Source organism: Pseudomonas sp. TE50-2, from assembly GCF_040813665.1.
GTDB classification, from domain to species: Bacteria; Pseudomonadota; Gammaproteobacteria; order Pseudomonadales; family Pseudomonadaceae; genus Aquipseudomonas; species Aquipseudomonas soli.
Genome location: NZ_JBFNXN010000001.1, coordinates 2448588 through 2468846, shown reverse-complemented (window position 1 = coordinate 2468846; position 20259 = coordinate 2448588). Strand labels below are relative to the sequence as shown.

At 58.3% G+C, this 20259-nt stretch carries 32 protein-coding genes; 31 read left to right on the top strand and 1 reads right to left on the bottom strand.

Features of this window, described 5'->3' with window-relative positions:
- The first annotated feature begins 2 nt into the window (after positions 1-2).
- The 31 genes from tuf (at position 3) to bfr (ending at position 17267) form a co-directional block, all read left to right on the top strand.
- Positions 3-1196: an elongation factor Tu gene (gene tuf / locus AAHK21_RS11325; protein ID WP_217868085.1), complete on the top strand. Its 1194-nt coding sequence runs from the start codon at positions 3-5 to the stop codon at positions 1194-1196.
- A 141-nt stretch (positions 1197-1337) separates the two neighbouring features.
- Complete coding sequence (rpsJ, locus tag AAHK21_RS11320) at positions 1338-1649, top strand: 30S ribosomal protein S10 (RefSeq protein WP_003186070.1); 312 nt, start codon at positions 1338-1340, stop codon at positions 1647-1649.
- An 80-nt stretch (positions 1650-1729) separates the two neighbouring features.
- Entirely contained in the window at positions 1730-2365 is a 636-nt protein-coding gene (rplC, locus tag AAHK21_RS11315) for a 50S ribosomal protein L3 (protein WP_011531887.1), read from the top strand.
- 12 nt (positions 2366-2377) lie between these two features.
- Entirely contained in the window at positions 2378-2980 is a 603-nt protein-coding gene (rplD, locus tag AAHK21_RS11310; RefSeq protein ID WP_003255485.1) for a 50S ribosomal protein L4, read from the top strand.
- Positions 2977-3276, top strand: a complete 300-nt coding sequence (rplW, locus tag AAHK21_RS11305; RefSeq protein ID WP_003255484.1) for a 50S ribosomal protein L23 — start codon at positions 2977-2979, stop codon at positions 3274-3276. The genes rplD and rplW overlap by 4 nt, the downstream gene beginning before the upstream one ends.
- A 14-nt stretch (positions 3277-3290) precedes the next feature.
- A complete protein-coding gene (gene rplB, locus AAHK21_RS11300; RefSeq protein WP_003255483.1) occupies positions 3291-4115 on the top strand; it encodes a 50S ribosomal protein L2 in 825 nt (274 codons plus the stop codon).
- 16 nt (positions 4116-4131) lie between these two features.
- Positions 4132-4407 carry a 30S ribosomal protein S19 gene (gene rpsS, locus AAHK21_RS11295; RefSeq protein ID WP_003255482.1) on the top strand — a complete coding sequence of 92 codons (276 nt, stop codon included), beginning with the start codon at positions 4132-4134 and terminating at the stop codon, positions 4405-4407.
- Positions 4408-4418: 11 nt separating this feature from the next.
- Positions 4419-4751, top strand: coding sequence for a 50S ribosomal protein L22 (gene rplV / locus AAHK21_RS11290; RefSeq protein ID WP_003103908.1), 333 nt, complete (start codon positions 4419-4421; stop codon positions 4749-4751).
- Positions 4752-4764: 13 nt separating this feature from the next.
- Positions 4765-5451: a 30S ribosomal protein S3 gene (rpsC, locus tag AAHK21_RS11285; protein ID WP_011531889.1), complete on the top strand. Its 687-nt coding sequence runs from the start codon at positions 4765-4767 to the stop codon at positions 5449-5451.
- Positions 5452-5463: 12 nt separating this feature from the next.
- Positions 5464-5877: a 50S ribosomal protein L16 gene (gene rplP, locus AAHK21_RS11280; RefSeq protein WP_009397508.1), complete on the top strand. Its 414-nt coding sequence runs from the start codon at positions 5464-5466 to the stop codon at positions 5875-5877.
- The gene (gene rpmC, locus AAHK21_RS11275) at positions 5877-6068 is read left to right on the top strand and encodes a 50S ribosomal protein L29 (RefSeq protein ID WP_002555481.1); all 192 of its coding nucleotides are present in this window, start codon (positions 5877-5879) and stop codon (positions 6066-6068) included. The genes rplP and rpmC overlap by 1 nt, the downstream gene beginning before the upstream one ends.
- Positions 6069-6070: 2 nt before the next feature.
- Positions 6071-6337 carry a 30S ribosomal protein S17 gene (rpsQ, locus tag AAHK21_RS11270; protein WP_003255478.1) on the top strand — a complete coding sequence of 89 codons (267 nt, stop codon included), beginning with the start codon at positions 6071-6073 and terminating at the stop codon, positions 6335-6337.
- Positions 6338-6360: 23 nt separating this feature from the next.
- Positions 6361-6729: a 50S ribosomal protein L14 gene (gene rplN, locus AAHK21_RS11265; RefSeq protein ID WP_008089810.1), complete on the top strand. Its 369-nt coding sequence runs from the start codon at positions 6361-6363 to the stop codon at positions 6727-6729.
- An 11-nt stretch (positions 6730-6740) separates the two neighbouring features.
- Positions 6741-7055, top strand: coding sequence for a 50S ribosomal protein L24 (gene rplX, locus AAHK21_RS11260; protein ID WP_023629180.1), 315 nt, complete (start codon positions 6741-6743; stop codon positions 7053-7055).
- A 20-nt stretch (positions 7056-7075) separates the two neighbouring features.
- The gene (gene rplE / locus AAHK21_RS11255) at positions 7076-7615 is read left to right on the top strand and encodes a 50S ribosomal protein L5 (RefSeq protein ID WP_003255474.1); all 540 of its coding nucleotides are present in this window, start codon (positions 7076-7078) and stop codon (positions 7613-7615) included.
- Positions 7616-7628: 13 nt separating this feature from the next.
- Positions 7629-7934 carry a 30S ribosomal protein S14 gene (gene rpsN, locus AAHK21_RS11250; RefSeq protein WP_023629181.1) on the top strand — a complete coding sequence of 102 codons (306 nt, stop codon included), beginning with the start codon at positions 7629-7631 and terminating at the stop codon, positions 7932-7934.
- Between the two features lie 210 nt (positions 7935-8144).
- Entirely contained in the window at positions 8145-8537 is a 393-nt protein-coding gene (rpsH, locus tag AAHK21_RS11245; protein ID WP_023629182.1) for a 30S ribosomal protein S8, read from the top strand.
- A gap of 12 nt (positions 8538-8549) precedes the next feature.
- On the top strand, positions 8550-9083 hold the full coding sequence (gene rplF, locus AAHK21_RS11240) for a 50S ribosomal protein L6 (protein ID WP_046857344.1): 534 nt from the start codon (positions 8550-8552) through the stop codon (positions 9081-9083).
- A 10-nt stretch (positions 9084-9093) separates the two neighbouring features.
- Positions 9094-9444 (top strand): 50S ribosomal protein L18, encoded by a 351-nt coding sequence (gene rplR / locus AAHK21_RS11235; protein ID WP_023629183.1) that lies wholly within the window; start codon positions 9094-9096, stop codon positions 9442-9444.
- Positions 9445-9447: 3 nt separating this feature from the next.
- Complete coding sequence (gene rpsE, locus AAHK21_RS11230; protein WP_046857343.1) at positions 9448-9948, top strand: 30S ribosomal protein S5; 501 nt, start codon at positions 9448-9450, stop codon at positions 9946-9948.
- Positions 9949-9950: 2 nt separating this feature from the next.
- Positions 9951-10127, top strand: coding sequence for a 50S ribosomal protein L30 (gene rpmD / locus AAHK21_RS11225; protein ID WP_011531895.1), 177 nt, complete (start codon positions 9951-9953; stop codon positions 10125-10127).
- A gap of 3 nt (positions 10128-10130) precedes the next feature.
- Positions 10131-10565 carry a 50S ribosomal protein L15 gene (rplO, locus tag AAHK21_RS11220; protein ID WP_011531896.1) on the top strand — a complete coding sequence of 145 codons (435 nt, stop codon included), beginning with the start codon at positions 10131-10133 and terminating at the stop codon, positions 10563-10565.
- On the top strand, positions 10566-11897 hold the full coding sequence (gene secY, locus AAHK21_RS11215) for a preprotein translocase subunit SecY (RefSeq protein WP_003257108.1): 1332 nt from the start codon (positions 10566-10568) through the stop codon (positions 11895-11897). It begins immediately after the preceding gene.
- 30 nt (positions 11898-11927) lie between these two features.
- Entirely contained in the window at positions 11928-12044 is a 117-nt protein-coding gene (rpmJ, locus tag AAHK21_RS11210) for a 50S ribosomal protein L36 (protein ID WP_011531897.1), read from the top strand.
- A 131-nt stretch (positions 12045-12175) separates the two neighbouring features.
- Positions 12176-12532, top strand: coding sequence for a 30S ribosomal protein S13 (rpsM, locus tag AAHK21_RS11205; protein ID WP_003255457.1), 357 nt, complete (start codon positions 12176-12178; stop codon positions 12530-12532).
- Between the two features lie 18 nt (positions 12533-12550).
- Positions 12551-12940: a 30S ribosomal protein S11 gene (gene rpsK / locus AAHK21_RS11200; RefSeq protein WP_012270237.1), complete on the top strand. Its 390-nt coding sequence runs from the start codon at positions 12551-12553 to the stop codon at positions 12938-12940.
- A 15-nt stretch (positions 12941-12955) separates the two neighbouring features.
- Positions 12956-13576 carry a 30S ribosomal protein S4 gene (gene rpsD, locus AAHK21_RS11195; protein ID WP_023629185.1) on the top strand — a complete coding sequence of 207 codons (621 nt, stop codon included), beginning with the start codon at positions 12956-12958 and terminating at the stop codon, positions 13574-13576.
- A 22-nt stretch (positions 13577-13598) separates the two neighbouring features.
- Positions 13599-14600 (top strand): DNA-directed RNA polymerase subunit alpha, encoded by a 1002-nt coding sequence (rpoA, locus tag AAHK21_RS11190; protein ID WP_003255452.1) that lies wholly within the window; start codon positions 13599-13601, stop codon positions 14598-14600.
- Positions 14601-14642: 42 nt separating this feature from the next.
- Positions 14643-15029 carry a 50S ribosomal protein L17 gene (gene rplQ, locus AAHK21_RS11185; RefSeq protein ID WP_003255451.1) on the top strand — a complete coding sequence of 129 codons (387 nt, stop codon included), beginning with the start codon at positions 14643-14645 and terminating at the stop codon, positions 15027-15029.
- Between the two features lie 170 nt (positions 15030-15199).
- Positions 15200-16639, top strand: coding sequence for a catalase (locus tag AAHK21_RS11180; protein ID WP_367857273.1), 1440 nt, complete (start codon positions 15200-15202; stop codon positions 16637-16639).
- Between the two features lie 163 nt (positions 16640-16802).
- Positions 16803-17267 carry a bacterioferritin gene (bfr, locus tag AAHK21_RS11175; RefSeq protein ID WP_016715322.1) on the top strand — a complete coding sequence of 155 codons (465 nt, stop codon included), beginning with the start codon at positions 16803-16805 and terminating at the stop codon, positions 17265-17267.
- Between the two features lie 72 nt (positions 17268-17339).
- Here the strand turns inward: bfr and uvrA are convergent, their stop codons facing one another.
- Positions 17340-20174, bottom strand: coding sequence for an excinuclease ABC subunit UvrA (gene uvrA, locus AAHK21_RS11170; protein ID WP_046857340.1), 2835 nt, complete (start codon positions 20172-20174; stop codon positions 17340-17342).
- Between the last annotated feature and the right edge of the window lie 85 nt (positions 20175-20259).

Sequence of the window (20259 nt, the reverse complement as noted above, 5' to 3'; positions counted from 1 at the left end):
TCGTGGCTAAAGAAAAATTTGATCGTTCCCTTCCCCACGTTAACGTCGGCACCATCGGCCACGTTGACCACGGTAAGACCACTCTGACCGCAGCTCTGACCCGCGTCTGCTCCGAAGTTTTCGGTTCGGCCGTCGTTGAGTTCGACAAGATCGACTCGGCTCCGGAAGAAAAAGCTCGCGGTATCACCATCAACACCGCGCACGTCGAGTACAACTCGAACATTCGTCACTACGCTCACGTTGACTGCCCAGGTCACGCTGACTACGTGAAGAACATGATCACCGGTGCTGCCCAGATGGACGGCGCGATCCTGGTTTGCTCGGCCGCCGATGGTCCGATGCCACAAACCCGTGAGCACATCCTGCTGTCCCGTCAGGTTGGCGTTCCGTACATCGTGGTCTTCCTGAACAAGGCTGACCTGGTAGACGACGCTGAGCTGCTGGAACTGGTCGAGATGGAAGTTCGCGACCTGCTGTCCACCTACGACTTCCCAGGCGACGACACCCCGATCATCATCGGTTCGGCTCGTATGGCGCTGGAAGGCAAAGACGACAACGAAATGGGTACCAGCGCTGTCAAGAAGCTGGTAGAAACTCTGGATGCCTACATCCCTGAGCCAGTTCGTGCCATCGACCAGCCGTTCCTGATGCCGATCGAAGACGTATTCTCGATCTCGGGTCGTGGTACCGTTGTTACCGGTCGTATCGAGCGTGGTATCGTCCGCGTTCAGGACGCCCTGGAAATCGTTGGTCTGCGTGACACCACCACCACCACCTGCACCGGTGTTGAGATGTTCCGCAAGCTGCTGGACGAAGGTCGTGCTGGCGAGAACTGCGGCGTTCTGCTGCGTGGTACCAAGCGTGACGACGTTGAGCGTGGCCAGGTTCTGGTCAAGCCAGGTTCGGTCAAGCCGCACACCAAGTTCACCGCAGAAGTCTACGTCCTGTCGAAGGAAGAAGGCGGTCGTCACACTCCGTTCTTCAAAGGCTACCGTCCTCAGTTCTACTTCCGTACCACTGACGTGACCGGTAACTGCGAACTGCCGGAAGGCGTTGAAATGGTAATGCCAGGTGACAACATCCAGATGACTGTCACCCTGATCAAGACCATCGCAATGGAAGACGGTCTGCGTTTCGCTATCCGTGAAGGCGGTCGTACCGTCGGCGCCGGCGTCGTAGCCAAAATCATCGAGTAATCACTCGACCGATTGAAAAAGCCCCCGCTCAGCGGGGGCTTTTTTTATTGGGTTGACACTAAATTGGGGCGTCTATAGAATCACGCCTCCTTTTAGCGGGCGTAGTGCGTCCGTTGGGAACAGCCTGGAGTCTGAAATCCAATGCAAAATCAGCAAATCCGTATCAGGTTGAAGGCTTTCGACCATCGCCTGATCGACCAATCCACCCAGGAAATCGTGGAAACCGCGAAACGTACTGGTGCACAAGTGCGTGGTCCAATTCCACTGCCTACCCGCAAAGAGCGTTTCACCGTTCTGGTTTCCCCGCACGTCAACAAAGACGCGCGTGACCAGTACGAGATTCGCACTCATAAGCGTGTTCTGGACATCGTCCAGCCAACGGATAAAACCGTTGACGCGCTGATGAAGCTCGATCTGGCGGCCGGCGTGGAAGTACAGATCAGCCTCGGCTAAGACTTCGGTCTGGTCGTGTAACGCTCTGAAATGGGCGGCCATAGCGGGTGAAAGCCCCGTACACTCATGAGGTTTACAACATGACTATTGGTGTAGTCGGTCGGAAAGCGGGCATGACCCGTATTTTCACCGAAGAAGGTGTCTCCATTCCGGTCACGGTCATCGAGATCGAGCCGAATCGCGTCACCCAGTTCAAAACCGAAGAAACTGATGGCTACCGTGCAGTGCAAGTCACTGTCGGCGAGCGTCGTGCTTCGCGTGTGACCGCCGCTCAGGCAGGCCACTTTGCCAAGGCCAACGTTGCCGCTGGTCGCGGTGTCTGGGAGTTCCGTCTTGAAGAAGGCGATTTCCAGGCTGGCGATCTGATCAAAGCTGAACTCTTCACTGCAGGCCAGCTGGTAGACGTAACCGGTCAGTCCAAAGGTAAAGGCTTCGCCGGTACCATCAAGCGCTGGAACTTCCGTGGTCAAGATAACACCCACGGTAACTCCGTATCGCACCGTGTCCCTGGCTCCATCGGCCAGTGCCAGACTCCTGGTCGTGTATTCAAGGGCAAGAAAATGTCCGGTCACATGGGCGCTGAGCGCGTGACTGTGCAGTCCCTGGAAGTAGTACGCGTAGACGCTGAACGCAACCTGCTGCTGATCAAGGGTGCCGTTCCAGGCGCTACTGGCGGCGACGTGGTTGTGCGTCCAGCTGTCAAGGCTCGCGGGTAAGGGGAAACTGACATGCAACTTAATGTAAATGACGCTCAGGCGATCGAAGTTTCCGAACTGACTTTCGGTGGCGAATTCAACGAGACGCTGGTACACCAAGCAGTCGTGGCCTACATGGCCGGCGGCCGTCAGGGCACCAAGCAGCAGAAGACCCGTTCTGACGTGGCCGGTGGCGGTAAGCGCCCATGGCGTCAGAAAGGTACTGGCCGTGCTCGTGCCGGTACTACCCGTGGTCCGATCTGGCGTGGCGGTGGTGTAACCTTCGCAGCTCGTCCTCAAGATCACTCGCAGAAGCTCAACAAGAAGATGTACCGCGCAGCTCTGCGCTCCATCCTCGCCGAGCTGGTGCGTAGCGACCGTCTGGTCGTGGTTCAGGACTTCGCTGTTGAAGCACCGAAAACCAAAGACCTGCTGAACAAGCTGAACGGCATGGGTCTGAGCGACGTACTGATCGTTTCGGACGCTGTTGATCAGAACCTGTACCTGGCTGCTCGTAACCTGCCGCACGTCGACGTACGTGACGTTCAAGGTTCCGACCCGGTCAGTCTGATCGCATACGAGAAAGTGTTGATCACTGTCTCGGCCGTGAAGAAATTCGAGGAGCTGCTGGGATGAACCAGGAACGCGTATTCAAAGTCCTCCTTGGCCCGCACGTTTCCGAGAAGGCTACCGTTCTGGCTGAGAAAAAAGGCCAGTTCGTATTCAAGGTTGCTACCGATGCAACCAAGCTGGAAATCAAGAAAGCTGTCGAAGGCCTGTTCAACGTAAAAGTTGAAAACGTGTCGACCGTTAACGTTCTGGGTAAAACCAAGCGTACCGCACGTGGTCTGGGCAAGCGTAATGACTGGAAGAAGGCGATCGTCTCCCTTCAGCCAGGCCAAGATCTCGATTTCAGCAGCAGTGCTGAGTAAGGAAGGGGTGCATCATGGCAATCGTTAAATGCAAACCGACTTCCCCTGGCCGCCGTTTCGTGGTCAAGGTGGTCAACAAGGAGCTGCACAAAGGCGCTCCTCACGCACCGCTGATCGAGAAGAAATCGAAGTCTGGTGGTCGTAACAACAATGGCCGCATCACCACGCGTCACGTGGGTGGTGGTCATAAGCAGCACTACCGTCTGGTCGACTTCCGTCGCAACGACAAAGATGGCATCCCAGCCACTGTCGAGCGTATCGAATACGATCCAAACCGTACTGCTCACATCGCCCTGCTGTGCTACGCAGACGGTGAGCGTCGCTACATCATCGCCCCTAAAGGCGTGAGTGCTGGCGACCAGCTGATCGCAGGTGCCCTGGCCCCAATCAAGGCCGGTAACTCCCTGCAACTGCGCAACATTCCAGTAGGTAGCACCATTCACGGCATCGAACTGAAGCCGGGTAAAGGTGCTCAGATCGCTCGTTCCGCTGGTGCCTCGGCTCAGCTGATCGCTCGCGAAGGTGTCTACGTGACCCTGCGTCTGCGCTCTGGTGAAATGCGTAAAGTCCTGGCTGAGTGCCGTGCGACCCTGGGCGAAGTCTCGAACTCCGAGCACAGCCTGCGTTCGCTGGGTAAAGCTGGTGCCAAACGCTGGCGCGGCGTTCGCCCAACCGTTCGTGGTGTTGCCATGAACCCGGTTGACCACCCACATGGTGGTGGTGAAGGTCGTACCTCCGGTGGTCGTCATCCGGTATCGCCATGGGGCTTCCCAACCAAGGGTGCTAAAACCCGTGGTAATAAGCGTACCGACAACATGATCGTCCGTCGTCGCAAGTAACTAGAGGGATACGACAGTGCCACGTTCTCTGAAAAAAGGTCCTTTTATCGATCTTCACCTGTTGAAGAAGGTCGAAGTGGCGGTGGAGAAGAACGATCGCAAGCCAGTTAAAACCTGGTCGCGCCGTTCGATGATCCTGCCACAAATGGTCGGTCTGACCATCGCGGTACACAACGGTCGCCAACACGTCCCAGTTCTCGTGAACGAAGACATGGTCGGCCACAAACTGGGCGAGTTCGCCGGTACCCGCACCTACCGCGGGCACGTGGCTGACAAGAAAGCCAAGCGTTAAGGGGTAAGGAAATGGAAGTAGCCGCTAAGTTGTCGGGCGCTCGCATCTCCGCCCAGAAAGCCCGCTTGGTCGCCGACCAGATCCGCGGGAAGAAGGTGGGCGAAGCGCTCAACCTGTTGGCCTTCAGCAGCAAAAAAGCCGCTGAAATCATGAAGAAAGTCCTCGAGTCGGCCGTTGCCAACGCCGAACACAACGAAGGCGCAGACGTTGATGACCTGAAGGTCTCCACCGTCTTCGTCAACGAAGGGCGTTCGCTGAAGCGCATCATGCCACGTGCCAAAGGCCGTGCTGATCGCATCGTCAAGCGGTCTTGCCATATCACTGTCAAGGTTGCGGACAAGTAACGGAGTCGATCAGATGGGTCAGAAAGTACATCCCACTGGCATTCGCCTGGGAATCGTCAAGGAGCACACCTCCGTCTGGTACGCAGACGGCGCGACTTACGCAGATTACCTGCTGAAGGATCTGCAAACTCGCGAGTACCTCCAAGACAAACTAAAAAGCGCGTCCGTTAGCCGTATCGATATTCATCGCCCGGCTCAAACTGCACGCATCACCATCCACACCGCTCGTCCCGGTATCGTTATCGGCAAGAAAGGTGAAGATGTTGAGAAGCTGCGTCAGGACCTGACCAAGCAGATGGGTGTGCCTGTGCACATCAACATCGAAGAGATCCGCAAGCCGGAACTCGACGCTATGCTGGTTGCTCAGAGCGTAGCCCAGCAGCTGGAGCGCCGCGTAATGTTCCGTCGCGCCATGAAGCGCGCCGTGCAGAACGCCATGCGTATTGGTGCCAAGGGCATCAAGATCCAGGTGAGCGGTCGTCTCGGCGGTGCCGAGATCGCACGTACCGAGTGGTATCGCGAAGGTCGTGTGCCCCTGCACACCCTGCGTGCCGATATCGACTACAACACCTACGAAGCTCACACCACCTACGGTGTGATCGGTGTGAAGGTTTGGATCTTCAAAGGCGAAGTTATTGGTGGTCGCCAGGAAGAGCTGAAGCCGCAAGCACCAGCGCCTCGTAAAAAAGCTGCTAAGTAAGGGGTACGCCAAATGTTGCAACCAAAGCGTACAAAATTCCGCAAGCAGATGACCGGCCACAACCGTGGTCTGGCACTGCGCGGTAGCAAGGTCAGCTTCGGCGAGTTCGCTCTGAAAGCTGTCGCCCGCGGTCGTCTCACCGCTCGCCAGATCGAGTCGGCACGTCGTGCCCTGACCCGTCACGTTAAGCGTGGCGGCAAGATCTGGATCCGTGTGTTCCCGGACAAGCCGGTTACCAAGAAGCCTCTCGAAGTGCGGATGGGTAAAGGTAAGGGTTCCGTGGAATACTGGGTTGCCCAGATTCAGCCAGGCAAAGTCCTGTACGAGATCGAGGGTGTTTCTGAAGAGCTGGCGCGCGAAGCTTTCGCCCTGGCCGCTGCAAAGCTGCCTCTCGCCACCTCCTTTGTTAAGCGGACGGTGATGTGATGAAAGCGAATGAACTTCGTGAAAAATCCGCACAGCAACTGAATGAGCAACTGCTCGGCTTGCTGCGCGACCAGTTCAATCTGCGCATGCAGAAAGCAACTGGCCAGTTGGGGCAGTCGCACCTGCTCTCGCAAGTTAAGCGTGACATCGCTCGCGTGAAAACTGTGCTCAACCAGCAGGCAGGTAAGTGATCATGGCTGAAGCTGAAAAAACCGTCCGTACGCTGACTGGCCGTGTCGTCAGCGACAAAATGGACAAGACCATCACCGTTCTGATCGAGCGTCGCGTAAAGCACCCGATCTACGGTAAATACGTTAAGCGTTCGACTAAGCTGCACGCGCACGACGAAGCCAACCAGTGCAAGATCGGCGACAAGGTTTCCATCCGTGAAACCCGTCCGCTGGCCAAGACCAAGTCCTGGGCACTGGTTGAAGTCCTCGAACGCGCTGTTGAAGTCTAAGGGCTAGGGGTCGGAGAAATTTTATGATTCAGACTCAATCCATGCTCGATGTGGCCGATAACAGCGGCGCTCGTCGCGTCATGTGCATCAAGGTGCTCGGCGGTTCCCACCGTCGTTACGCCGGTATCGGTGACATCATCAAAGTTACCGTCAAGGAAGCAATTCCTCGCGGTAAGGTCAAAAAAGGCCAGGTGATGACCGCTGTTGTCGTCCGTACCCGTCACGGTGTACGTCGCGCTGACGGTTCCATCATTCGTTTCGACGGCAACGCTGCTGTTCTGCTGAACACCAAGCAAGAGCCGATCGGTACTCGCATCTTCGGGCCAGTGACCCGTGAACTTCGTACCGAGAAGTTCATGAAGATCGTTTCGCTCGCCCCTGAAGTGCTCTAAGGAGATCCGACATGCAAAAGATTCGTCGTGACGACGAGATCATCGTGATCGCCGGCAAAGACAAGGGTAAGCGCGGTAAGGTGCTGAAGGTTCTGGCTGATGACCGTCTGGTCATCGGTGGTGTGAACCTGGTCAAGCGTCATACCAAGCCTAACCCGATGGCGGGCGTTCAGGGCGGTATCGTCGAAAAAGAAGCGCCACTGCACGCTTCCAACGTTGCCATCTTCAACAGCGAAACCAACAAGGCTGACCGCGTTGGCTTCAAAGTAGAAGAAGGCAAGAAAATTCGTGTCTTCAAGTCGACCCAAAAAGCGGTTGATGCTTGAACACTGCTAGGTAGAAGACCATGGCACGACTGAAAGAGATTTACCGGAACGAAATCGCTCCCAAGCTTAAGGAAGAACTTAAGCTGTCGAACGTGATGGAAGTTCCGCGCGTTACCAAAATCACCCTGAACATGGGTCTGGGCGAAGCGATCGGCGACAAGAAAGTCATCGAGCACGCTGTTGCTGACCTGGAAAAGATCACCGGTCAAAAGCCGGTCGTGACTTTCGCTCGTAAATCCATCGCGGGCTTCAAAGTCCGTGAAGGCTGGCCGATCGGCGTCAAGGTGACCCTGCGTAGCGACAAGATGTACGAATTCCTGGACCGCCTGCTGGCGATCTCCCTGCCTCGGGTTCGCGACTTCCGCGGCCTGAATGCCAAGTCCTTCGATGGTCGTGGCAACTACAGCATGGGCGTGAAAGAGCAGATCATCTTCCCGGAAATCGACTACGACAAGATCGATGCTCTGCGCGGTTTGGACATCACCCTGACCACCACTGCTCGTTCGGACGACGAAGGCCGCGCTCTGCTGCGTGCTTTCAAGTTCCCGTTCCGCAACTGATTGGAGTAGGAAAATGGCCAAGAAGAGCATGAAAAACCGCGAGCTGAAGCGTCAGCTCACGGTAGCCAAGTACGCCAAAAAGCGTGCCGAGCTGAAAGCGACCATCGTCAACCTGAACGCCTCTCCAGAAGAGCGTTTCGCTGCCGTTGTCGCCCTGCAGAAGCAACCACGTGACGCCAGCGCTTCGCGCATGCGTAACCGTTGCCGCATCACCGGTCGTCCGCACGGCGTGTACCGCAAGTTCGGCCTCGGCCGTAACAAGCTGCGCGAAGCCGCCATGCGCGGTGACGTGCCAGGTCTGGTCAAGGCCAGCTGGTAATCCCGGTTGGCGTGACCACCGGTGGAAGGGGAGTGATCTTCCGACCGCCGGTGACCTCGCATTGAAACAAGCCCCTATATGGGGCTTGTTTCGTTTCTGCCTTGTGTCTAGAATGACCGGCTCACCTGAGCCCGGGTTTTTTGCCCTGCCTGCTCGGGTGGTTGTGATAGCCGCAAGGCTAATAATTCTTGTATCAGGAGCATCTAGCCCATGAGTATGCAGGACCCGTTAGCGGACATGCTAACTCGCATCCGTAATGCCCAGATGGCTGAAAAGTCTGTCGTAAGCATGCCTTCTTCTACCCTGAAGGTCGCGGTTGCCAAAGTACTGAAAGACGAAGGCTACATCGCTGGCTACGAAGTCAACGGCGAAGCCAAGCCTTCCCTGTCTATCGAACTCAAGTACTTCGAAGGCCGTCCGGTCATCGAGGAACTGAAGCGTACCAGCCGTCCTGGCCTGCGCCAGTACAAGGCCGTCTCTGAGCTGCCGAAAGTACGTGGCGGCCTGGGCGTGTCTATCGTCTCCACCAACAAAGGTGTGATGACTGACCGCGCTGCGCGCGCTGCCGGTGTCGGCGGCGAAGTTCTGTGCACAGTGTTCTAAGGGGAGATAGGCATGTCTCGCGTCGCTAAGAACCCCGTTAAGCTGCCAGCAGGCGTCGAAGTCAAATTCGCCGGCCAGCAGCTTTCGGTGAAGGGTGCCAAGGGCACTCTCGAACTGAACGTTCACTCGTCTGTTGAAGTTACCGAAGAGTCTGGTGAGCTGCGTTTCGTCGCTCGCAACGGTGACCAGCAAGCTCGCGCCATGGCCGGTACCACCCGCGCCCTGGTGAACAACATGGTCCAAGGCGTAAGCCAAGGCTTCGAGCGTAAGCTCCAGCTGGTCGGTGTTGGTTACAAAGCTCAGGCCAAAGGCACCGTCCTGAACCTGGCTCTGGGCTTCTCGCACCCAGTGGATTACGAACTGCCAGCCGGTATCACCGCTGAAACCCCAAGCCAGACCGACATCCTGATCAAGGGTATCGACAAGCAGCTGGTGGGTCAGGTGGCCGCTGAAGTCCGCGGTTTCCGTCCGCCAGAGCCTTACAAGGGCAAGGGTGTGCGTTACGCGGACGAAGTAGTCCGTCGTAAAGAAGCCAAGAAGAAGTAGGGCCTAGCAAATGACCGACAAAAAAGTTATTCGACTGCGTCGCGCTCGCAAAGCACGCCTGAAAATGCACGAGCTCGAAGCCGTGCGTCTGTGCGTGTTCCGCTCCTCGCAGCACATCTATGCCCAGGTCATTTCGGCCGACGGCAGCAAGGTTCTGGCAAGCGCCTCTACCTTGGACAAAGAACTGCGTGATGGCGCCACTGGCAACATCGACGCGGCCACTAAGGTTGGCAAGCTGGTAGCTGAGCGCGCGAAAGCCGCCGGTGTATCTCAAGTTGCCTTTGACCGTTCCGGCTTCAAGTACCATGGCCGCGTCAAGGCGCTGGCTGATGCTGCTCGTGAAGGCGGGCTGGAGTTCTAAGTTATGGCAAATAACGATCAAAAGCGCGACGAAGGCTACATCGAGAAGCTGGTTCAAGTTAACCGCGTAGCCAAAACCGTTAAAGGCGGCCGTATCTTCACCTTCACCGCGCTGACCGTGGTAGGTGATGGCAAGGGTCGTGTTGGCTTTGGCCGTGGCAAGTCGCGCGAAGTACCTGCCGCGATCCAGAAAGCCATGGAAGCTGCTCGTCGCAACATGATTCAGGTTGACCTGAAGGGCACCACCCTGCAGTACGCCACCAAGGCCGCCCACGGCGCCTCGAAGGTCTACATGCAGCCTGCCTCGGAAGGTACCGGTATCATCGCCGGCGGCGCAATGCGTGCCGTCCTGGAAGTTGCTGGTGTTCAGAACGTCCTGGCCAAGTGCTACGGTTCGACCAACCCGGTGAACGTGGTTCACGCCACCTTCAAGGGTCTGAAAGCCATGCAATCCCCTGAGTCCATTGCTGCCAAGCGCGGCAAGACTGTTGAGGAGATCCGCTGATCATGGCAACCGTCAAAGTTACGCTGATCAAGAGCGTCTCGGGCCGTATCCCTAACCACAAGCTGTGCGTGAAGGGTCTGGGTCTGCGTCGTATCGGTCACACTGTAGAAGTCCAGGATACTCCCGAGAACCGCGGGATGATCAACAAGGCTTACTACATGCTGAAGGTCGAGGGTTAATCGATGAAACTCAATGATCTGAGTCCAGCGCCGGGTTCCCGTCGCGAGAAGCACCGTCCGGGCCGTGGTATCGGTAGCGGTCTGGGCAAGACTGGTGGCCGTGGTCACAAAGGTCAGACTTCCCGTTCCGGTGGCTCCATTGCTCCAGGCTTCGAAGGCGGTCAACAGCCGCTGCACCGTCGCCTGCCGAAGTTCGGCTTCGTTTCCCTGAAAGCCATGGACCGCGCAGAAGTGCGTCTGTCCGAGCTGGCCAAGGTGGAAGGCGATCTGATCACCGTTCAGTCCCTGAAGGACGCCAACGTGATCGGCCAGCACGTACAGCGTGTGAAAATCATGCTGTCGGGCGAAGTCACTCGCGCAGTCACCCTCAAGGGTATCGCCGTCACCAAAGGTGCACGTGCGGCTATCGAAGCAGCTGGCGGCAAGTTCGAGGAATAAATGGCTAAGCAAGGTGCTCTCTCTTCGCTCGGTAAGGGCGGGATGTCGGAACTCTGGGCTCGTCTGCGTTTTCTGTTCATGGCGATCATCGTCTATCGGATTGGCGCGCACATCCCGGTACCAGGCATTAACCCGGACCGTCTCGCGGATCTGTTCCGGCAGAATGAGGGGACCATTCTTAGCTTGTTCAACATGTTTTCCGGCGGCGCGCTGGAGCGCATGAGCATCTTTGCACTGGGGATCATGCCGTACATCTCGGCATCGATCATCATGCAGCTCATGACCGCTGTCAGCCCGCAGCTGGAGCAGTTGAAGAAGGAAGGTGAAGCTGGCCGTCGCAAGATCAGCCAGTACACCCGCTACGGCACCGTTATCCTGGCGCTGGTTCAAGCCATTGGCATGTCCATTGGCCTGGCTAACCAGGGCGTGGCGTTTTCTGTTGGCCTCGGCTTCCATGTCGTCGCCGTCTCCACCTTCGTGGCGGGCGCGATGTTCATGATGTGGCTGGGCGAGCAGATCACCGAGCGCGGTGTGGGCAACGGTATCTCGATGTTGATCTTCGCAGGTATCGTTGCCGGTCTTCCGAGAGCAATCGGGCAGTCTTTCGAGTCTGCACGCACAGGCGATATCAACATCTTCGCCCTGGTCGCAATCGGTTTGCTGGCAGTAGCGATTATCGGCTTCGTGGTGTTCATCGAGCGTGGTCAGCGTCGTATCGCCGTTCACTACGCCAAGCGTCAGCAGGGCCGCAAGGTCTTCGCTGCGCAGACCAGCCACCTGCCGCTGAAAGTGAACATGGCGGGCGTAATCCCGGCCATTTTCGCGAGCAGCATCTTGCTGTTCCCGGCTTCGCTGGGTGCCTGGTTCGGTCAGTCTGAAGGTATGGGCTGGCTGCAGGACATCTCGCAGTCGATCGCTCCTGGTCAGCCGTTGAACATTCTGCTGTTTAGTGCAGGGATCATTTTCTTCTGCTTCTTCTACACAGCGTTGATGTTCAACCCGAAAGACGTAGCGGAAAACCTGAAGAAGTCCGGTGCCTTTATTCCGGGCATCCGTCCTGGTGAGCAGTCGGCGCGCTACATTGATGGCGTTCTGACCCGTTTGACCATGTTCGGTGCTCTTTACATGATGGCCGTGTGCCTTCTGCCCCAGTTCCTGGTGGTAGCAGCAAACGTGCCGTTCTACCTTGGCGGGACCTCGTTGCTGATTGTGGTAGTGGTTGTGATGGACTTCATGTCCCAAGTACAATCGCACCTCGTTTCGCACCAGTACGAATCCCTGATGAAGAAAGCCAACCTGAAAGGCTACGGCGGCAGCGGTCTGCTGCGCTGATTTAGCCCCTTAAGGTTCGAGGAGTCGGTAATGAAAGTTCGTGCATCGGTGAAAAAGCTGTGCCGCAACTGCAAGATCATTCGTCGCGAAGGTATCGTGCGCGTGATCTGCAGCGCGGAACCGCGTCACAAGCAGCGCCAAGGCTGAGTGTGATCCGCGCTTCAAACCCAGCAGCTAGTGTGCTGCTGGGTTGATTATTCGTTTCTACAGCGATATTATCTCGCGCCCTATTTCTTGGCTTCCGGGGCGTAGGTAGCTGTCAATTGGAGTCCCACTGAATGGCCCGTATTGCAGGCGTCAACATTCCAGATAACAAGCATACTGTTATCTCGCTGACCTACATCTATGGTGTCGGTCGCACAACTGCACAGAAAATCTGTGCGGATGCTGGTGTAAACCCAGCCGCTAAGATCAAGGATCTGAGCGACGAGCAAATCGAAACCCTGCGTGGCGAAGTCGCGAAGTTCACCACCGAAGGTGACCTGCGCCGTGACATCAACATGAAGATCAAGCGCTTGATGGACCTGGGTTGCTACCGCGGCCTGCGTCATCGTAAAGGTCTGCCGGTTCGCGGTCAGCGCACCAAGACCAACGCACGCACCCGTAAGGGCCCGCGTAAGCCGATCCGCAAGTAATCGCCCAGGAATATAGACATGGCAAAACCTGCTGCTCGTCCTCGTAAAAAAATCAAAAAGACAGTGGTTGATGGCATCGCCCACATCCATGCGTCTTTCAACAACACCATCGTGACCATCACCGACCGTCAGGGCAACGCACTGTCCTGGGCTACTTCCGGTGGTTCGGGTTTCCGTGGTTCGCGCAAATCCACCCCGTTCGCAGCACAGATCGCTGCTGAGCGTGCTGGTCAAGCTGCGCTGGAATACGGTCTGAAAAACCTCGACGTGAACGTCAAGGGTCCAGGTCCAGGTCGTGAGTCCGCCGTTCGTGCACTGAACAGCTGCGGCTACAAGATCGCCAGCATCACCGACGTGACGCCAATCCCGCATAACGGGTGCCGTCCGCCGAAGAAGCGTCGCGTGTAATCAGGAGACAGATAAATGGCACGTTACATTGGTCCAAAATGCAAACTGTCTCGCCGTGAAGGCACTGACCTGTTCCTGAAGAGCGGCGTTCGCGCTCTGGAATCGAAGTGCAACATCGAAGCAGCCCCAGGTATCCACGGCCAGCGCCGTGGCCGTCAGTCCGACTACGGTACCCAGCTGCGCGAGAAACAAAAAGTCCGTCGTATCTACGGTGTTCTGGAGCGTCAGTTCCGCGGTTACTACCAAGCTGCTGCCTCGAAAAAAGGCGCAACCGGTGAGAACCTGCTGCAACTGCTCGAGTGCCGTCTGGATAACGTCGTTTACCGTATGGGCTTCGGCTCGACTCGTTCCGAGTCCCGTCAGCTGGTTTCGCACAAAGCGATCAGCGTCAACGGTAAGACTGTAAACATTCCATCCTACCAAGTTCGTCCGGGTGACGTGGTCTCGGTTCGCGAGAAGTCGCTGAACCAGCTGCGCATTGTTCAAGCCCTTGAACTGTGCGCCCAGCGTGGCCGCGTTGAGTGGGTTGATGTGGATGCTGCTAAAAAGTCGGGCGTTTTCAAGAACGTTCCTGCTCGCAGCGACCTGTCCGCCGACATCAACGAAAACCTGATTGTCGAGCTCTACTCCAAGTAAGGGCTAGAAAATAGGTGCATCCATGCAGATTTCGGTAAATGAGTTTCTGACACCCCGTCACATCGACGTGCAGGTTGTCAGTCCAACCCGCGCCAAGATCACGCTCGAGCCTCTCGAGCGTGGCTTCGGCCATACCCTGGGCAACGCGCTGCGCCGCATCCTGTTGTCCTCCATGCCTGGCTGTGCAGTAGTCGAGGCCGAGATCGATGGCGTACTCCACGAGTACTCCGCGATCGAAGGTGTACAGGAAGACGTCATTGAAATCCTGTTGAACCTGAAAGGCCTGGCTATCAAACTGCACGGTCGTGACGAAGTTACGCTGACCTTGTCGAAAAAGGGTTCGGGGGTGGTTACCGCTGCCGATATTCAGCTGGATCACGATGTCGAGATCGTCAACCCCGATCACGTAATCGCGAACCTGGCGTCCAACGGCGCCCTGAACATGAAGCTCACCGTAGCTCGTGGTCGCGGTTACGAGCCGGCCGACTCCCGTCAGACCGACGAAGACGAAAGCCGCAGCATTGGCCGTCTCCAGCTGGACGCCTCGTTCAGTCCGGTGCGTCGTATCGCCTACGTGGTCGAGAACGCCCGTGTTGAGCAGCGTACCAACCTGGACAAGCTGGTCATCGATCTGGAAACCAACGGTACCCTGGATCCTGAAGAGGCCATCCGTCGTGCCGCGACCATCCTGCAACAGCAGCTGGCCGCGTTCGTCGACCTCAAAGGTGACAGCGAGCCGGTTGTGGTCGAGCAGGAAGACGAGATCGATCCGATCCTGCTGCGCCCGGTTGACGACCTGGAACTGACCGTACGTTCGGCCAACTGCCTCAAGGCGGAGAACATCTACTACATCGGCGACCTGATTCAGCGTACCGAAGTAGAGCTGTTGAAGACTCCTAACCTGGGCAAGAAGTCCCTGACTGAAATCAAGGACGTCCTGGCCTCCCGTGGTCTGTCTCTCGGCATGCGCCTCGACAACTGGCCGCCTGCAAGCCTTAAGAAAGACGACAAGGCGACTGCCTGATCGTCGTAATCACCGAACGTTGTGTTTGGTAAGGAATGAATCATGCGTCATCGTAAAAGTGGACGTCACCTGAGCCGTACCAGCTCTCACCGCAAAGCTATGTTCCAGAACATGGCTGTGTCGCTGATCGAGCACGAGCTGATCAAAACCACCCTGCCGAAAGCCAAGGAACTGCGCCGCGTTGCCGAGCCGCTGATCACCCTGGCCAAGGAAGACAGCGTTGCCAACCGTCGTCTGGCCTTCGACCGTACCCGTTCGAAGTCCGCCGTTGGCAAACTGTTCAACGACCTGGGCAAGCGCTACGCCACCCGTCAGGGCGGCTACCTGCGTATCCTGAAGTGCGGTTTCCGCGCTGGCGACAACGCGCCTATGGCGTACGTCGAGCTGGTTGATCGTCCGGTCGGTGGTGCTGTAGAAGCTGCCGAGTAAGACGTTCTGTCTGCTACAAGAAACCGGGCCTAGGCCCGGTTTTTTGTTGTCTGGTGAATTGTTATTTTCTATTGATATAAGTCACTTAATGAATTTGTTCTTGTAACCTCGCTCGACAATACTCTCCTCAAGCCGATTAGCCGGCAATTCAAGACCGATCAGGAGAGCCCATGAGCAAGATTCTCACTACCGCCAGCGGTGCACCCGTAGCCGACAACCAGAACTCCCGTTCCGCAGGCCCCCGTGGCCCGCTGCTGCTCGACGACTTCCACCTGCTCGAGAAGCTTGCCCACTTCAACCGCGAGAACATCCCGGAGCGCCGCGTGCACGCCAAGGGCTCCGGCGCCTACGGTACCTTCACCGTCACTCGTGATATCACCGAGCTCACCAGTGCCAGGCTGTTCGAGGCTATTGGCAAGCAGACCGAGACGTTCCTGCGATTCTCCACCGTGGGTGGCGAGCGCGGCTCCGCGGACACCGAACGCGACCCGCGTGGTTTCGCGGTGAAGTTCTACACCGAGGAAGGTAACTGGGACATCGTCGGCAACAATACCCCGGTGTTTTTCATTCGTGATCCGCTGAAGTTCCCCGACTTCATCCACACCCAGAAGCGCCACCCGCAGACCAACCTGAAGAACGCGCAAATGATGTGGGACTTCTGGTCGCATTCGCCCGAGGCACTGCACCAGGTCACCATCCTGTTCTCCGATCGCGGCATTCCCGATGGCTACCGCCACATGCACGGCTTCGGCAGCCACACCTACAGCCTGATCAACGCCCAGGGCGAGCGGAGCTGGGTAAAATGGCACTTCAAGACCCAGCAAGGCATCAAGAACCTGGCGCCGGCCGATGCCGCCCGCCTGGCCGGGAGCGACCCGGACTACGCCCAGCGTGACCTGTTCGAAGCAATCGAGCGCGGCGATTTCCCGCGTTGGACCGTGTGCATCCAGGTGATGAGCGAGGCCGAGGCGGCCAGCCGCGACGAAAACCCGTTCGATGTGACCAAGACCTGGTCGCAGAAGGACTACCCGTTGATCGAAGTCGGTGTGCTGGAGCTCAACCGCAACCCGCTCAACTACTTCGCCGAAGTCGAGCAGGCGGCGTTCGGGCCCAGCAACATGGTCCCCGGGGTTGGCCTGTCGCCAGATCGCATGCTGCAGGGCCGTGTGTTCGCCTATGCCGATGCGCATCGTTACCGCGTAGGCACCAACCACCAGCAACTGCCGGTCAATGCGCCGCGCAGCCCGGTGAACAGCTACCAACGCGACGGCTCCATGGCCATCGGCGCATACGGCGGCGCTCCTAACTACGAGCCCAACAGCCATGCAAGCGCGCCGAAGCAATCGCCGCGGCATGCCGAGCCCGCACTGGCCCTGAACGGCTCGGCGGATCGTTACGATCACCGTGAGGACAACGATTACTACAGCCATGCCGGGGCGTTGTTCCGCCTGATGAGCGAAGAGCAGAAGGCGCTGTTGATCAACAACATCGCCGGGACCATGGCCGGTGTCAGCGACGATGTCATCCAGCGTCAGCTGCAGTACTTCTACAAGGCTGATCCGGCCTACGGCGAAGGGATTGCCAAGGCATTGGGTGTGAATCTCGGCTAAGTCGAAGTGATAAGAAGAACCGCCCTCATTTGGGCGGTTTTTCAATGAATATCACTACTGGTTAGCCGATTTTTTGCTTCTAATTGCGCGTTTTTCAGTGACCGCGAGCAAAACCTGGTTCACACTAGGCTCTATTGACGTATTCACACGGAGAAGCAGGGCGATGCAAGGTCACCCGGACGTAATCAACTATCTCGTCACGTTGCTGAAGGGCGAACTGGCAGCACGCGATCAGTACTTCATCCACTCGCGCATGTACGAAGACTGGGGCCTGACCAAGCTCTACGAGCGTATCAACCACGAGATGGAAGAAGAGACGCAGCACGCCGATGCCCTGATGCGCCGTATCCTCATGCTCGAAGGTACTCCGGACATGCGCGCCGACGACCTGGAAGTGGGCAGCACCGTACCGGAGATGATCGAGGCCGATCTCAAGCTCGAGTACAAGGTGCGTGGCGCGCTGTGCAAGGGCATCGAGCTGTGCGAACTGCACAAGGACTACATCAGCCGTGACATCCTGCGCGCGCAGCTGGCCGACACCGAAGAAGATCACACCTACTGGCTGGAGAAGCAGCAGGGTCTGATCAAGGCCATCGGCCTGGAGAACTACCTGCAGTCGCAGATGTAAGTTATCCACAGCCCTATGAAAAAGCCCCTGGCACCGACGGTACCAGGGGCTTTTTCATGTCAGCGACTTCACTCAGGCCCGGTCACGTTCCAGCAGTGGCTTGAGGTAGTGGCCGGTGTACGACTGCTTCATCTTGCTCAGCTCCTCTGGGGTGCCACAGGCAATGATCTGGCCGCCTTTGGACCCACCTTCCGGTCCCAGGTCCACCAGCCAGTCGGCGGTCTTGATCACATCCAGATTGTGCTCGATCACCACCACGGTGTTGCCGTGGTCACGCAGGCGGTGCAGTACATCCAGCAGTTGCTGGATATCGGCGAAGTGCAGGCCAGTGGTCGGCTCGTCGAGGATGTACAGGGTCTTGCCGGTGTCGCGTTTGGACAGCTCGCGAGACAGCTTGACCCGCTGTGCTTCGCCGCCCGACAGCGTGGTCGCCGATTGCCCCAGCTTGATGTACGACAGGCCCACATCCATCAGGGTTTGCAGCTTGCGCGCCAGGGCCGGCACTGCGTCGAAGAACTCGCGGGCATCCTCGATGGTCATTTCCAGCACCTCGTGGATGTTCTTGCCCTTGTACTTGATCTCCAGGGTCTCGCGGTTGTAACGCTTGCTCTTGCACACGTCGCACGGCACGTAGATGTCCGGCAGGAAGTGCATCTCCACCTTGATCAGGCCGTCGCCCTGGCAGGCCTCGCAGCGCCCACCCTTGACGTTGAACGAGAAACGCCCCGGGCCGTATCCGCGCGAACGCGATTCCGGCACGCCGGCGAACAGCTCGCGGATCGGCGTGAAGATGCCGGTATAGGTAGCCGGGTTCGACCGTGGCGTACGGCCGATCGGGCTCTGGTCGATATCGACCACCTTGTCCAAGTGTTGCAGGCCATCGACGCTGGCGTGCGGCGCAGCCTCCAGGCTGCTGGCCCCGTTTAGCGCAGTGGCGGCCAGGGGGAACAGGGTGTTGTTGATCAGCGTCGACTTGCCCGAGCCGGACACACCGGTCACGCAGGTCAGCAGGCCGATCGGCACTTCCAGGTCGACGTTCTGCAGGTTGTTGCCGCGCGCGCCCTTGAGCTTGAGCGACAGCTTCTTGTTGCGCGGGGTGCGCTTGGCCGGCACGACGATCTTCTTGCGCCCGGACAGGTATTTGCCGGTCAGCGAGTCGGGATGCGCCATCACCTCCTCGGGCGAGCCCTCGGCGACGATCTGCCCGCCATGCACGCCAGCGCCCGGGCCGATGTCCACCACGTAGTCGGCCAGGCGAATGGCGTCCTCGTCGTGCTCGACCACGATCACCGTGTTGCCGAGGTCGCGCAGGTGGTTGAGCGTCGCCAGCAAGCGGTCGTTATCGCGCTGGTGCAGGCCGATAGAGGGCTCGTCGAGGATGTACATCACGCCCACCAGGCCTGCACCGATCTGGCTGGCCAGGCGGATGCGCTGGGCCTCGCCGCCAGACAGGGTATCGGCGCTGCGGTCGAGGGTCAGGTAGTCGAGGCCGACGTTGACCAGGAACTGCAGGCGCTCGCAGATCTCCTTGAGGATCTTCGCCGCGATCTCGCCACGCCGACCGGTGAGGCTCAGCGCGCCGAAGTAATTGCTGGCTTCGCCGATCGGCAGGTTGGTCACTGCCGGCAGGGTCTTCTCGCCCACCCAGACATGGCGCGCTTCACGGCGCAGGCGTGTGCCGCGGCAATCAGGGCAGGGCTGGGTGCCGAGGAACTTGGCCAGCTCTTCACGCACGGTGGCCGACTCGGTCTCGCGATAGCGACGCTCAAGGTTCGGCACGATGCCTTCGAACGGGTGCGAGCGCTTGACGATGTCGCCACGGTCGTTGAGGTACTTGAAGTCGACACTCTGCTTGCCACTGCCTTGCAGGATGACCTTCTGGTGCTCGGCGGACAGCTCGCCGAACGGTTCCTCCAGGCTGAAGCCGTAATGCGCGGCCAGCGAGCCGAGCATCTGGAAGTAATAGACGTTGCGCCGGTCCCAACCGCGAATCGCGCCTTCGGCCAAGGTCAGCTCGGCGTTGACCAGGCGCTTGGTGTCGAAGAACTGCTTGACCCCCAGGCCATCGCAGGTCGGGCAGGCGCCAGCCGGGTTGTTGAAGGAGAACAGCTTCGGCTCCAGCTCGCTGATCGCATGGCCGCACACCGGGCAGGCGAAGCGCGCCGAAAAGATCACTTCTTCGCCTTCCTCGTCGTCCATCGGCGCCACCAGGGCGATGCCGTCGGCCAGCTTGAGCGCGGTCTCGAAGGATTCGGCCAGACGCTGCTGCAGGTCGGCGCGGACCTTGAAGCGGTCTACCACCACATCAATGCTGTGTTTCTTCTGTTTGTCGAGCTTGGGCAACTCGTCGAGCTCGTAGAGCTTGCCGTTGACCCGGGCGCGCACGAAGCCCTGGGCGCGCAGCTCGTCGAACACCGCCAGGTGCTCACCCTTGCGCTCGCGGATAACCGGCGCCAACAGCATCAGCTTGCTGCCTTCGGGCTTTTCCAGCACCAGGTCGACCATCTGGCTGATCGTTTGCGCCTCAAGCGGGATGTCATGGTCCGGGCAGCGCGGGGTGCCGACGCGGGCATAGAGCAGGCGCAGGTAGTCGTAGATCTCGGTAATGGTGCCGACGGTCGAGCGCGGGTTGTGCGAGGTCGACTTCTGCTCGATGGAGATGGCCGGCGACAATCCTTCGATGGTGTCGACGTCGGGTTTCTCCATCATCGACAGGAACTGCCGGGCATAGGCCGACAGCGACTCGACATAACGGCGCTGGCCTTCGGCGTACAGCGTGTCGAACGCCAGCGAGGACTTGCCGGACCCGGACAGGCCGGTGATCACGATCAGTTTGTCCCGGGGCAGGGTCAGGTCGATGTTCTTCAGGTTGTGGGTACGCGCCCCACGGATCAGGATCTTGTCCACTACGGCCTCGCTCGGCGGGCATAAACAAAGCAGTATACGGCGCGCTGCCAGTACGCGGCAAAGCGTCGCGTATATGCCGTCAAGG

Excerpts from the sequence above, each read along its gene's own strand:
- rplB (WP_003255483.1), top strand. The coding sequence starts at position 3,291 with ATGGCAATCGTTAAATGCAAACCGACTTCCCCTGGCCGCCGTTTCGTG.
- rpsM (WP_003255457.1), top strand. The coding sequence starts at position 12,176 with ATGGCCCGTATTGCAGGCGTCAACATTCCAGATAACAAGCATACTGTT.
- rpsN (WP_023629181.1), top strand. The coding sequence starts at position 7,629 with ATGGCCAAGAAGAGCATGAAAAACCGCGAGCTGAAGCGTCAGCTCACG.
- rplQ (WP_003255451.1), top strand. The coding sequence starts at position 14,643 with ATGCGTCATCGTAAAAGTGGACGTCACCTGAGCCGTACCAGCTCTCAC.
- rpoA (WP_003255452.1), top strand. The coding sequence starts at position 13,599 with ATGCAGATTTCGGTAAATGAGTTTCTGACACCCCGTCACATCGACGTG.
- rpsJ (WP_003186070.1), top strand. The coding sequence starts at position 1,338 with ATGCAAAATCAGCAAATCCGTATCAGGTTGAAGGCTTTCGACCATCGC.
- rplV (WP_003103908.1), top strand. The coding sequence starts at position 4,419 with ATGGAAGTAGCCGCTAAGTTGTCGGGCGCTCGCATCTCCGCCCAGAAA.
- rplN (WP_008089810.1), top strand. The coding sequence starts at position 6,361 with ATGATTCAGACTCAATCCATGCTCGATGTGGCCGATAACAGCGGCGCT.
- rpmC (WP_002555481.1), top strand. The coding sequence starts at position 5,877 with ATGAAAGCGAATGAACTTCGTGAAAAATCCGCACAGCAACTGAATGAG.
- rplF (WP_046857344.1), top strand. The coding sequence starts at position 8,550 with ATGTCTCGCGTCGCTAAGAACCCCGTTAAGCTGCCAGCAGGCGTCGAA.
- rplC (WP_011531887.1), top strand. The coding sequence starts at position 1,730 with ATGACTATTGGTGTAGTCGGTCGGAAAGCGGGCATGACCCGTATTTTC.
- AAHK21_RS11180 (WP_367857273.1), top strand. The coding sequence starts at position 15,200 with ATGAGCAAGATTCTCACTACCGCCAGCGGTGCACCCGTAGCCGACAAC.
- rplO (WP_011531896.1), top strand. The coding sequence starts at position 10,131 with ATGAAACTCAATGATCTGAGTCCAGCGCCGGGTTCCCGTCGCGAGAAG.
- rpsK (WP_012270237.1), top strand. The coding sequence starts at position 12,551 with ATGGCAAAACCTGCTGCTCGTCCTCGTAAAAAAATCAAAAAGACAGTG.
- bfr (WP_016715322.1), top strand. The coding sequence starts at position 16,803 with ATGCAAGGTCACCCGGACGTAATCAACTATCTCGTCACGTTGCTGAAG.
- rplX (WP_023629180.1), top strand. The coding sequence starts at position 6,741 with ATGCAAAAGATTCGTCGTGACGACGAGATCATCGTGATCGCCGGCAAA.
- rplW (WP_003255484.1), top strand. The coding sequence starts at position 2,977 with ATGAACCAGGAACGCGTATTCAAAGTCCTCCTTGGCCCGCACGTTTCC.
- rpsD (WP_023629185.1), top strand. The coding sequence starts at position 12,956 with ATGGCACGTTACATTGGTCCAAAATGCAAACTGTCTCGCCGTGAAGGC.
- rpsQ (WP_003255478.1), top strand. The coding sequence starts at position 6,071 with ATGGCTGAAGCTGAAAAAACCGTCCGTACGCTGACTGGCCGTGTCGTC.
- rpsH (WP_023629182.1), top strand. The coding sequence starts at position 8,145 with ATGAGTATGCAGGACCCGTTAGCGGACATGCTAACTCGCATCCGTAAT.
- rpsE (WP_046857343.1), top strand. The coding sequence starts at position 9,448 with ATGGCAAATAACGATCAAAAGCGCGACGAAGGCTACATCGAGAAGCTG.
- rplR (WP_023629183.1), top strand. The coding sequence starts at position 9,094 with ATGACCGACAAAAAAGTTATTCGACTGCGTCGCGCTCGCAAAGCACGC.
- rpmD (WP_011531895.1), top strand. The coding sequence starts at position 9,951 with ATGGCAACCGTCAAAGTTACGCTGATCAAGAGCGTCTCGGGCCGTATC.
- secY (WP_003257108.1), top strand. The coding sequence starts at position 10,566 with ATGGCTAAGCAAGGTGCTCTCTCTTCGCTCGGTAAGGGCGGGATGTCG.
- rpsC (WP_011531889.1), top strand. The coding sequence starts at position 4,765 with ATGGGTCAGAAAGTACATCCCACTGGCATTCGCCTGGGAATCGTCAAG.
- rplD (WP_003255485.1), top strand. The coding sequence starts at position 2,378 with ATGCAACTTAATGTAAATGACGCTCAGGCGATCGAAGTTTCCGAACTG.
- rpmJ (WP_011531897.1), top strand. The coding sequence starts at position 11,928 with ATGAAAGTTCGTGCATCGGTGAAAAAGCTGTGCCGCAACTGCAAGATC.
- rplE (WP_003255474.1), top strand. The coding sequence starts at position 7,076 with ATGGCACGACTGAAAGAGATTTACCGGAACGAAATCGCTCCCAAGCTT.
- rplP (WP_009397508.1), top strand. The coding sequence starts at position 5,464 with ATGTTGCAACCAAAGCGTACAAAATTCCGCAAGCAGATGACCGGCCAC.